Raw genomic sequence first — 11,176 nt, 5'->3', positions numbered from 1 at the left:
TCCACACTTAACATTAATTTTGCGCTTGCCCCCTATGGCAGGATAGTTGTCACCCCTAAAAAAACAATCCAAATGGGGGCATCAAGGACTCATCATGCCACGCTATAGTGAAGAACGTAAACAGGCGATATTAAACAAACTACAACCACCCTTGAACCTATCCATCGCCGAAGTCTCAAGAAATGAAGGCATTGGGCTACAAACTTTGTATAATTGGCGCAACCAAGCCCGACAACAAGGTCAGCCCATGCCTGGAAACAAGAGAACCCCCAATGACTGGTCAAGCGCGACCAAACTTGCCACCGTCATTGAAACCGGCAGTCTAAGCGAAGCCGAACTCAGTGAATACTGCCGCCGTAAAGGACTCTATAGCGAACAAATCAAAGCGTGGCGTAGCGACGCCCTAAAAGGCTTTAGTAGCAGCAAACAACAAAGCCTTAAAGATAAGCGTCAACAGCAGACGGATCGCAAACACATCAAACAGCTACAACGCGAGCTTGCCCGAAAAGAGAAAGCGTTGGCTGAAACCGCCGCTTTACTGGTGCTCAGAAAAAAGTTGGATGCGTTTTGGGAGGAGCACGAGGACGACTGACCTTGCTGCCAGAGCGCAAACAATATCTAGCGTGGATACAAGACGCGAATCAGTCAGGTGCTAGAATTAACCTTGCCTGTGAAGAGGTTGGAATTAGCTTACGTACCTATCGGCGCTGGTACCGCGCGGGTCAGGTGAGCTGGGACAAGCGATTAGATGCCATACGTCCCGTACCGAAGAACAAGCTAAGCGCGTCTGAGCAAGCCGCGATCATTGCCGTGTGTAACCTGCCACGCTTTGCAAGCTTGCCGCCCACCCAGATTGTACCGACACTGCTTGATGAGGGGTTGTATTATGGTTCAGAGTCCACTTTTTACCGGGTACTTAAGCAACACCAACAACTCAATCATCGAGGTCGCAGTCTTGCCCCTCGAGTATCAAAGGCACCAAAGACCTTCACGGCGACAGGACCCTGCCAAGTGTTCTGCTGGGACATCACTTATTTGCCAAGCCCTGTTCGCGGGCAGTTTTATTATCTGTACATGATTGAGGATGTGTATAGCCGTAAGATTGTCGGTTGGGAAGTGCATGATCACGAGTCAGGAACACTGGCAGCCGAGCTGCTACAGCGTACGTTAATCAGTGAAAATGCGCTACACACGGGTGTGGTATTACACTCAGACAATGGCGCACCCATGAAAGCACAAACCATGCGTATGAAAGCGTATGAGCTTGGTGTGGTTACTTCTTATAGTAGACCGAGGGTAAGTAATGATAATCCGTTTGCAGAGTCGCTGTTTAAAACCTGTAAGTATCGCCCTAATTGGCCAACACAAGGCTTTGAAAGCCTGAATGATGCAAGACGATGGGTACTTACATTCACTCGCTGGTATAATTATGAGCATAAGCACAGTCAGCTTCGCTTTGTGACCCCCAATCAGCGCCACACGGGTGAAGATGTTGAGATATTAGCTCAGCGTAAGATGACGATGGATCTCGCTAAAGCTGAAAACCCTATACGTTGGGGCTCAAAAGAGGTTAGAAACTGCTCACCAGTTGGGCCGACGACATTGAACCCAGTAAAAGAGCAGAAACAGGATAAATTAAAAGCCGCTTAAACCGGCTTATGGTGACAACTAGCTTGATAAACTCCGAGAATGAACAAATAATTGAAATAGTAGAAACGCTTAATAGTGCCTTTTCTAATAGAACTATCAATAGAGCAGTTCTTTCCGAGATAGAATTAGGCTTTAAATCAACTATTGATGATTTTGAAAACATTGATTTATTAACTGTGTCACAATTATTATGTACAAACTTATATCAACAAATATTTAATCTATCTAGTGCTAAAGGAGGTTATCTAGTATTTACTCTTTATAGAGTTGCTAGCCATAACTACCTTGGAGTATTCTTTGTCCGTAAGACAACAGGTTCAAATATCGAGTTTCAAAATCCTAACAATAGTTGGGATTTGGAACTTGTTCGATACCTTGATGTTAAACACTTCGCTATGGGCGTCAGAATCAATATAAGCAATTTATTAAATAATCCAGATTCTAGATACCTACAGTTGGTTAAGGGTAACACTAATGTCTCAGATTATTTTACAAACTGGATAGGTATCTCGAATCCAGTTTCAGAAAATATAGATGCTGGAAATTTATTTGAAATAATTAATAATATTGAATTAGATGAAGGTGTAGATAGAGACGAAGTTAAGAGGCAAGTCTATAACTATGCTAAAAACCAGAGTAATAGACTTGTTAATATTAGAAGTCTAAGCGAATATGTTTTTGAAGACCCTAATAAAATTATAGATTATTGTGATTCGCAAAATATAGAAATTAGTCATGAGTTTAAACTAAAAGGTAAGTTTTTAAATAAATTTTACAAAATTACTGCTCAAGCTGATGGGATTTGGATACAAGCAAATTATGATAAATTCAATGAAGAAGATATTCGAATTTTAGATGATAATGAAACAATTCTCATTAAGTCACAAGATTTAGTAAGAATTATTAATGAACAGAAACATAGGAGTACTGATTACGATGACTGATATCGAAAAGCTCCTCGATGTTTTAGGAGTGTGTCTCAAGGAAGATACCTCTAAAAATACTAGAGAGCTCTCAATCAGTAATAAGTATCAAATACATCAAGATATACTTGATTCCTTTAGTATAGAACATCACATTGAAGGTGATTATTTTAAAATAAAACTTGAAAATAAAGATATTAAAATATTTAAAAACCTTAGTGATGCTCTCAAACATACTAAAATTATAAGTGATTCAGTTAATTATATTATTTTAAATACTCACATTCCACAAAATTGTCTGTTAAGGAATATTCAATATTTTCTGAGATTAAAATCTATTCTGATAGACAATCAAATAATCGATTTTGATGATGAAATCAATAAGATATTTTTTTTGCTTTCAAGTACTTATGGAAAAGTAGCTATAGGCTACCATTCTGATGCGAATAGAATAAATTATTATAGTACGACACATGAGTTAGACTTTGGAAAGTTAGAACATCTATTAGATACTGATAACTTCCCAAGTTTCTTTAAAGATGCTATAGCGAGGCTTTTATCTGACAAACCTAAAAAAGACTTGTATGCGATTTTAACTAATTTTAATTTTTTAATCTTAAATGCAGAGAATGCTTTAAGCCTTTATCAACATAACTTTTCTTTCGAAGAGTTTGAAAAAAAATTCAATAAAGACCTTTCTGATTACGTTGAAAAACTGCAAGAGCTAACTTCTAGCTTTCATAGTAAAGTTATGGCTATACCATTACAGTTTGGTGTTTACATCTATCTGCTATCGAAATTCCAAAGTGAAGCACTTTCTCTATATTTTGTGATATTAACTATTGTAGTATGGTCAACATTTAACTACTTTGTCACCTCAAAAACATATTCGAATGTCAGTAGCTTAGAGATTGAAATACAAAATAAGATTAATCTTATCCAGTTGGATTCAGGGGTTGTAGAAAAAAAGTTATCTAAGCATAAACAGTACCTAACCAAAAATATTGGTAACATGAAAAATATTATCGTTGTTTACCAAGCGTTTAATGTAGCTTTAACACTCTTACTCATTATCTTATTCGTTTCTTTTAAGTAACTTTGAATTCGTGGTATCGATATTGACTAGCTCAATATTTTATTTAGTATATTATATTCTGCCGAAATAAAAACTCAACTCTCATTTTTTCCCCGCTGACACCGCTCAGAACAATAAATCACCTGCTCCCAGTCCTTTTCCCACTTCTTGCGCCAGCTGTATTGTCATGACTCATCTAAAATAGCTTAAAACACATAAAAAGGCTAAGGGCATAAACAAAAAAATAAGGCCACGAATGGCCTTATTTTTTAACTGTTTTTATTTTTTAACTATTTTGGTAATAAGGGTAATCACTATAACCAATGTCAGTGCCGCCATACATAGTGGTAGGATCGGCCTCATTGAGTGGCCAGTTATTGGCTATGCGCTCAGGTAAGTCGGGATTAGCAAGAAAAGGACGACCAAAGGCAAATAAATCACCATAATCTTTAGATAACATATTGACTGCCTTCTCTACAGTATATTTACCTGCATAGATAATACGTCCTGAAAACTCTGCTCTGACCGCTTGATAAAATGACTCCGGTAAATCAGGAGCATTATCCCAATCGGCTTCAGCAATTGATAAGTAAGCAATGCCCGCTTGTTCGAGCACTTTGACCGCTTCAACATAAGTGTTGTGAGGGTCTGATTCTACCAGACCTAAATACACGCGGGTCTCGTTGGTACTGGTAAATAAAGGCGCAAACCGCACACCCAGACGATCAGCACCAACGACGTCACTGACAGCTGCGACGATCTCTTTTAAGAAGCGCAGACGATTGGTCAGCGAACCCCCATATTGGTCATCACGTGTATTGCTGTGCTCAGAGATAAACTGATTCACTAAGTAACCATTAGCACAATGAAGTTCTACACCATCAAAGCCAGCTTCTAATGCATTGCGTGCTGCTTGGGCGTACATATTTACTAGCTCGCCAACCTCGTCCGTGCTAAGGGCACGTGGCGCGCTTGGATCATCTAAAGCACCTTCGCCTGGGCCTGTTTCGATAAATACTTTTACATTATCAGCAGTTATAGCAGAAGGCCCGATAGGTTGGGCTGCGTTTGGTTGTAAGCTGGTGTGAGACACGCGGCCTACGTGCCAAAGCTGAGCAAAAATAATACCGCCTTTAGCGTGTATGGCTTGCGTTGTTTTTTTCCAGCCTTCAATTTGGGCTTGTGAGTGTATACCTGGTGTCCATGCGTAGCCTTGGCCTCTTGGCTCAATCTGTGTGCCCTCGGTTACCATAAAGCCTGCTGAGGCGCGCTGGGCATAGTAGCTCGCCATCAACTCGTTAGGAATATTGTCAGGTTGTGTGCTGCGAGAGCGTGTCAACGCTGGCATCACAATACGATTTTTGAGCGTATAAGGTCCAAGTTTTACAGATGAAAATAAAGTGTTGGTATTTGGAATAGGTTGTGTCATAAAACTCTCTTTTAAAGCAAACTGATGGGCTTATCATTTGAACCACGTAACCTATTTTGAGGTTTGATTGGTTGCTTAAGCAATGTTGGTAAGCATAGAGTTTTACAGGTACAATTAGAAACAACCGTTTTTTGTTTAAGATACAACTATGAATGGTATTAATCGGCTCGATATTAAACAGCTTAGAGTGCTACAGGCGCTGCTTGATCTAAAAAACCTCTCGCAAGTCGCACGCAAAATAGGGCTAACGCAACAAGCCATTAGTGAGCAACTGCGTAAGTTGCGCGATTTATTTGATGATCGCTTATTTATTCGCCAAGGCAATAGCATGGTGCCAACGCCAAAAGCGCTATCGATGCAGCAGCCCATTAGCCTTATATTAAAGCAGCTAGAGGCACTGTTAGAGCCTGATGTGTTTTCGCCGCAGACGTATAAAGGCGTGTTTACGATTAGTGCAACCGACTACGCAACACAGGCATTGCTACCGCAGCTTTTTAATATTACGCGCCGAGAAGCACCCGGTCTAAAATTAATAGTACGCGACTTTGCCTCCGACAATATTAATCAGCTTATTACGGCAGGCGAACTGGACTTACTGATTACCTTTCCAGAGTTTATTCCTGACAACTTAGCGTATGTGACGTTGCTTGAAGAGCAGCATTTATGCATTACGGGCTGTGGCAACGAATTTATAAAAGAGCCACTAACACTGGCGCAGATTGCCGCTCATCCGCAGCTGGTGGTATCCCCTTCGCGTGCGAATCTGCGCGGCTCTCACGATCAATGGTTTGCAGCAAGAGGTCTTAAGCGAAATATTGTTATGTCGGTTCCTAGCTTTTCGGCGGTGCCCGATATCCTACATACCACCGATATGATTGCCTTCTATCCTGCGCGACTATTACCCAGTAGTAAGGTTAAAAAATTAGAAGTGGAGGACTTACCACCGACATTCATGGTCATAGCGGCATGGCATCCACGTACCAGCGACAGTCCCATTCACAGTTGGTTAATTAAGCAATTACAAGAGTTATAGGTATATTAGTGCTTACTTATTCTATCGTCGTGAGCCTTACCCCGCCGACACCGCTCAGAACAATAAATAACCTGCTCCCAATCCTTTTCCCACTTCTTACGCCAGCTAAAGGGCCGCTGACAGACAGGGCAGACTTTTTGCGGTAGGTTTACTTTTTTATGTGCCATAGTCTTCCTTACACTGTTAACTCATTAAGCCAGACTTAGAGCATCTCTAGTTTCTATTCCCTCTCAATCTTATTTCTGATGATCTAAGCCCTCATACTTCTTAATCCGGCGACATTTGTCTGAGCAATAGACCATACTATCCCAGTTTTTATCCAGCTTCTTGCTCCAGCTAAACTCTCGTTGGCAGACAGGACATTCTTTTTTCCGTACATTCTTTTTTTTGTGCGCCATATTTTTCTCATTAAGTGTTTAATATATAAGTTGTTTAATACACAGATTATTTAATACTAATTCTAGAACTTAAAGGTTAACGTCCCCACGTCGGTGACCGCACTACTCCACCTGCCTTACTACTGATAGTATAGCTTGTACCGCCAGACAATGACCGTATGACTAGGCTACCACCCTTTTGTGCGCTGCCCTGCATATTTCGCGTTGGATAAACGGCATAACTGCCACTGGGTGATAAACGTGCTGGCTCATCAAGACCGGTTTCTGCTAGATTGACGACTTGCCCGGTTGATAGAGTCATGACCGCCGCTTGCCGACCGTTCAGATAAGCCATGCGCGTGCCGTCAAAACTCAGCTGCGGACTGGCAGCATAGCCGCCAGTAGATATCTTAGTGGCGTTGCCGCTCGCAAAGTCATAACGATAGATACGTGGACGGCCAGCGCGAACCTTATCACTGACATAGACGAAGCTTTTACCATCAGCAGCGTAGCTGGGCTGAACTTCAGTACTCGGTAGCGTGGTAAGCTGGGTGGTACTGCCATCCTTTAAACGCATCTCGTAGATATCGGCATTGCCAATAACCGTCGAGCTATAGAGCATTTTCTGTCCATCCGGTGAGAATGACGCCGATAAATTGCTACCGTTAGCATTGACCACTAGATTATTCGTTTTACTATTGCGATCATAGATATAAATTTTTGGCGACTGGCGCGGTATTTGCTTACTGTATGCCAATAGCTGCCCATCGGTTGACCACGCCGGCGCATAGATATAGCCGTTAAGTTGCTCAATTAATTGTCTATCGCTACCATCAGGACGAATACTATAAAGCGTAGATATTTTGGCAGCACCTGCGCCTTGCTCCTCTACATAAGCAATACTTCCTTGGCGATCTATTACAGGCATCTCCGCTATGAGCGGGTTACTGGTTAGACTACTCGTCGCTTTGTGCGCAGCGCCTGTCGTTGGTAATGTACTACAAGCCGTCAAGAAAATACTGAGAGTAGCGCTCATAACGGTAATACCAAGGCGCTTATTGGTGACACGCTGATTGATAGCAGAGATAATCATAAAGTAGAACTCAGTTAGATTTTGGCGAGAGATAAATATATAAATAATTAACAATCAAGAACAATAGTTATAGTTTAGCTCAATTATCGCTTAGCTTTTTGGTAAAACGCCATAAAAAATGCCCCACTACATCATAGTGAGGCGTTTTTTATTTATAAATCGTTTAACTTTTTTATAGTTATAAAACGATTCAGACTAATAAGCTACTGAGCAAAATTATTTAGATACCGCTTTAAAATTAGCAACTTGACTGGCATTAGTAATAGTCAACATAGGCACATTATTAGCACTTTTGCTTAAGCTATATTTACCTTGTACTGTTGCCATGGTCGCAGTATCAAAGCTAGCTTGTGGCTCAGGGCAGGCCATCATAGTGCTAAGAACGTTATTGAATTGAACGTTCTTATTCACAATTTTATACTCAGCGCCCATGTTATTACAAGTGTTCATAAAAGTAACACGGTTATTGCCATTAACATTCATGAAGTTGAGCGTTAACGGTTTGGCTGGATCAAAGAATAGCTGAGTAACTTTAGCACCATTAGTACGTGTAGCATCGACTAACTGCCAGTTATGGGCTTGTAATGCATCATTAGTAAGTGTCTGAGCTACTGGTGCAGTAACGCCTGGAGTTGTTTGGCAACCGGCCGCTAGTGTACCTGCAGCAAGGGTTGCAGCCATCATTACTTTAGTCATGTTTTTCATATAAACTCCTACAGTGGTTAAGTTAATTGTCGTTGCTATAATTATCTTTATAAGTATTCTTATGGATCATCGTTTTATTATTACTACCTAAAGACTTTATTATACCTACTTAAAAAGAGACGCCATCATGTAGTGCTGGCATGTGTTTGTCATGACAGGTTATGTATATGCTTCGGTCAGTGTTTGTTCCTGAGTATAGGTGTTTTGCTAACATCTATTGCTAGTTGGGATATTACCTGCTAACGGTTTGTTACACTTTATGAGTTTAGCGGCATTACCAAGTAATAACATTGAACCATTTACGGTTAGTCCTCATTTATAACACTCTCTTCGTCAACCTCTACTTCTGGTAATGAAGGAGATGAACTCTTTGGCTCTGTAGTAAATTTAGCTTTATTTTGGGCAGGAGAAGCATCAAGTCCTTTATAAGGATTAGACATGTCTGGCGCTGATCTACTATTAACGCTAGGGTCATTATCTACTGTATTAGAAGCTGATTGAGAAAACTCTGCGTCAACATTATTAGACTTAAACCATATAACAATCGCCCCGATTATTATGATAACCGCGGCGATGATGAGAATTGCTAAAGTGGCTGGATGACGATTATTTGACATAAAAGAAGCGTCTTGTTCTAAGAGTCAGTTTATATTTTAAAATTCAGCTTATAAGCCTGAGTTTTTAAGACGATTGACCTGACCACGGTATAAGGTTTTGGGATTTACCTCTCCCCATGCAGTCAAACCTAATACCTGATTGACCGCGTCCAAGTGGTTCATTCTATAATCCTCTCGAATCACTTGACTAAGTCGGCTTGAGCAGGCGGATACCACGCCATCGTTTGCTTCACCCTTAAATGATAAGCTTGTCAACGCTAATGCGGCGTCACCGACATCAAGGATATTGGTCACTTGCCCAACTCCGCTGAATGAGTAGTATTTGATACCATTGACTCGAGTGTTGGCTGGCTGACCACAATACCGTGTCGGCATCGCTGCAGGGAATTTAGCATTAAAGCGTGCTGCGCCATCGGTAGACAGAGCAACGAGAGATTTCCAACCATCTTGTTTTTGCAATTTCCAGATACTAGTCTGTGAAGCCACCGATGAGCTCTAAGAAGCCCAATGTAGCATCACCAACCACACCGGTTGCTGAAATTGTTTTAAGTACATCATCTGCTGTTTTTGACCCTTGTTCTGGGCTTGAGACGGCGGTAACTGAAGCCACATATTCCGGCGCCACACCAGCGACATAGCGGATATCAATACCGCCCTGACTGTGTCCAAGTAAGTTGACTTTAGGTTTGCCTGAAACGGCCGTAATGGTTTTGACTTGTTGCAGCAACTGCTCACCGCGAACCTCACTATTATTAACTGCTGAGGTTTTGGTTGCATATACGTCGGTACCGTTTCTCATTAGATCCTGAGGAATACCATAAAAATAGTCAACAACCCCAAATAGCTTATTGAAACCACCAAGTCCATGCACCAGTACGACTGGATACTGGGTTTTAGTATAGTTTGAGGTAAATAATCTAGCACCGACCAACTCACAACCGCTGTCAGTGGCACAGTTATAATACTGTCCAGCGGCTTGAGCAGAAGTGGTTTGCAGGGTCATTAGGAGGATACCGGTACCAATCGCACCAATAGTCGGTAAAAATGCACTGGGTGTTATGGCCGTACGAAGATAAGCGCTGAGCTTAATAGCTTTTATTTTCATGGCTTTCTTTTTCATAATAACGTCCTTGTTATCATCAGAAACAATGAGGGTTGAATGTCTTTATGCTAAAAATATCTTCCCGAGAAAAGCTGAAAAAGACAGTCGCTATTCCTTTTAGCAACTCAAAATACATTACGAATATATTCTGCAACATGCAACAAAATTTTGTTAATTACTGTAATATTAACGTGACGACGCAGTCACTATAGATAAGTGTATGTGTCTGATATAGCTGTTACTAACACGTTATTGCGATGACTGACTACAAAACCGAGGCACGCTCATTTATGGTATAATTTAACCACATAAATTCCATAACTATAAGACCGATAATGATGACTAAAAAATCCCTTATCCAGTCCCCTGAAGCCATAGAAAAAATGCGTGTTGCCGGTAAGCTTGCTAGCGAGTTACTCGTCATGCTAGACGAGCATGTCAAGGTTGGTGTCAGCACAGAAGCGCTGAACCAAATTGCCCATGACTATATCGTCAATGTGCAACAGGCTATTCCTGCCCCGCTTAATTACAATGGCTTTCCCAAATCTATCTGTACCTCAGTCAACCATGTGGTCTGTCACGGTATTCCAACCGAAAACAAACTGCTAAAAGACGGTGATATCATCAACATTGATGTGACGGTGATTAAAGACGGCTATTACGGTGATACCTCAAAAATGTGGATCGTCGGTAATGGCTCCATCATGGCGCATCGTATCTGTAAAGTGGCACAAGATGCCCTATATGCCGGTATGAAAGTCGTCAAAAATGGCGCGCGCTTAGGTGACATCGGGGCGGCTATTCAAGAAGTGGTCGAGCCTGAACGTTTTAGTATCGTGCGCGAGTTCTGTGGTCACGGTATCAGCGATGAATTTCACCACGAGCCACAAGTGATGCATTATGGTAAAAAAGGCACAGGTTTTGAGTTAAAAACTGGCATGACTTTTACTATTGAGCCGATGATTAACCAAGGAACATGGCAGACCAAGATTTTGCCAGATGAATGGACCGCGATTACCAAAGATCGTAAGCTGTCCGCGCAGTGGGAACATACTATGGTTGTGACTGATAATGGTTGCGAGGTATTTACCACTCGTCCTGAAGAAGATTTAAGTTTTTTAACTCAGTAATATAATGAAAGACCGCTTAGGCGGTCTTTTTTTTGGGTTAAT

General features: G+C 41.3%; 13 protein-coding genes and 1 pseudogene. 5 read left to right on the top strand and 9 right to left on the bottom strand.

What is annotated here, in order from left to right:
- Nucleotides 1-94: 94 nt before the first annotated feature.
- From U1P77_RS00640 to U1P77_RS00630, 3 genes are all read left to right on the top strand, one after another.
- Nucleotides 95-1,650, top strand: a protein-coding gene (locus U1P77_RS00640) for an IS3 family transposase (protein WP_321155460.1) whose coding sequence is annotated in 2 segments (ribosomal slippage) — nt 95-560 and nt 560-1,650 — 1,557 coding nt in all. Because the reading frame shifts where the segments join, the coding sequence is not laid out codon by codon here.
- 23 nt (nt 1,651-1,673) lie between these two features.
- Nucleotides 1,674-2,594, top strand: coding sequence for a nucleoid-associated protein (locus tag U1P77_RS00635; protein WP_321155553.1), 921 nt, complete (start codon nt 1,674-1,676; stop codon nt 2,592-2,594).
- Nucleotides 2,587-3,669 carry a hypothetical protein gene (locus tag U1P77_RS00630; RefSeq protein ID WP_321155552.1) on the top strand — a complete coding sequence of 361 codons (1,083 nt, stop codon included), beginning with the start codon at nt 2,587-2,589 and terminating at the stop codon, nt 3,667-3,669. Before U1P77_RS00635 ends, U1P77_RS00630 begins: the two co-directional genes overlap by 8 nt.
- A gap of 74 nt (nt 3,670-3,743) precedes the next feature.
- Here the strand turns inward: U1P77_RS00630 and U1P77_RS00625 are convergent.
- Nucleotides 3,744-3,824: pseudogene (locus U1P77_RS00625) on the bottom strand (DUF2256 domain-containing protein); the annotation flags it as partial.
- Between the two features lie 110 nt (nt 3,825-3,934).
- Nucleotides 3,935-5,077 carry an alkene reductase gene (locus U1P77_RS00620; RefSeq protein WP_321155551.1) on the bottom strand — a complete coding sequence of 381 codons (1,143 nt, stop codon included), beginning with the start codon at nt 5,075-5,077 and terminating at the stop codon, nt 3,935-3,937.
- 148 nt (nt 5,078-5,225) lie between these two features.
- Between U1P77_RS00620 and U1P77_RS00615 the strand changes: the two genes are divergently transcribed.
- Nucleotides 5,226-6,110, top strand: coding sequence for a LysR family transcriptional regulator (locus U1P77_RS00615; RefSeq protein ID WP_321155550.1), 885 nt, complete (start codon nt 5,226-5,228; stop codon nt 6,108-6,110).
- A gap of 5 nt (nt 6,111-6,115) precedes the next feature.
- On the opposite strand, the gene U1P77_RS00610 is transcribed toward U1P77_RS00615, so the two are convergent.
- The 7 genes from U1P77_RS00610 to U1P77_RS00580 all read right to left on the bottom strand — a co-directional run bounded on the left by U1P77_RS00610 (nt 6,116) and on the right by U1P77_RS00580 (nt 10,022).
- The gene (locus U1P77_RS00610; RefSeq protein WP_321155549.1) at nt 6,116-6,277 is read right to left on the bottom strand and encodes a DUF2256 domain-containing protein; all 162 of its coding nucleotides are present in this window, start codon (nt 6,275-6,277) and stop codon (nt 6,116-6,118) included.
- Between the two features lie 69 nt (nt 6,278-6,346).
- A complete protein-coding gene (locus tag U1P77_RS00605) occupies nt 6,347-6,508 on the bottom strand; it encodes a DUF2256 domain-containing protein (protein ID WP_321155548.1) in 162 nt (53 codons plus the stop codon).
- Nucleotides 6,509-6,584: 76 nt separating this feature from the next.
- Nucleotides 6,585-7,580: a beta-propeller domain-containing protein gene (locus U1P77_RS00600; RefSeq protein ID WP_321155547.1), complete on the bottom strand. Its 996-nt coding sequence runs from the start codon at nt 7,578-7,580 to the stop codon at nt 6,585-6,587.
- A gap of 216 nt (nt 7,581-7,796) precedes the next feature.
- Entirely contained in the window at nt 7,797-8,285 is a 489-nt protein-coding gene (locus U1P77_RS00595) for an META domain-containing protein (RefSeq protein WP_321155546.1), read from the bottom strand.
- A 305-nt stretch (nt 8,286-8,590) separates the two neighbouring features.
- Nucleotides 8,591-8,902: a hypothetical protein gene (locus U1P77_RS00590; protein WP_321155545.1), complete on the bottom strand. Its 312-nt coding sequence runs from the start codon at nt 8,900-8,902 to the stop codon at nt 8,591-8,593.
- Nucleotides 8,903-8,950: 48 nt separating this feature from the next.
- Nucleotides 8,951-9,388, bottom strand: coding sequence for a hypothetical protein (locus U1P77_RS00585; protein ID WP_321155544.1), 438 nt, complete (start codon nt 9,386-9,388; stop codon nt 8,951-8,953).
- The gene (locus tag U1P77_RS00580; protein WP_321155543.1) at nt 9,372-10,022 is read right to left on the bottom strand and encodes an esterase/lipase family protein; all 651 of its coding nucleotides are present in this window, start codon (nt 10,020-10,022) and stop codon (nt 9,372-9,374) included. Before U1P77_RS00580 ends, U1P77_RS00585 begins: the two co-directional genes overlap by 17 nt.
- Before the next feature lie 320 nt (nt 10,023-10,342).
- Here U1P77_RS00580 and map point away from each other — a divergent pair, with 320 nt between their 5' ends.
- Nucleotides 10,343-11,134 carry a type I methionyl aminopeptidase gene (map, locus tag U1P77_RS00575; protein WP_414479055.1) on the top strand — a complete coding sequence of 264 codons (792 nt, stop codon included), beginning with the start codon at nt 10,343-10,345 and terminating at the stop codon, nt 11,132-11,134.
- Nucleotides 11,135-11,176: the final 42 nt, after the last annotated feature.

The organism is Psychrobacter sp. LV10R520-6, assembly GCF_900182925.1.
Lineage (GTDB): Bacteria > Pseudomonadota > Gammaproteobacteria > Pseudomonadales > Moraxellaceae > Psychrobacter.
The sequence above is the reverse complement of the archived record's forward strand: the minus strand, read 5'-3'. Positions and strand labels throughout refer to the sequence as shown.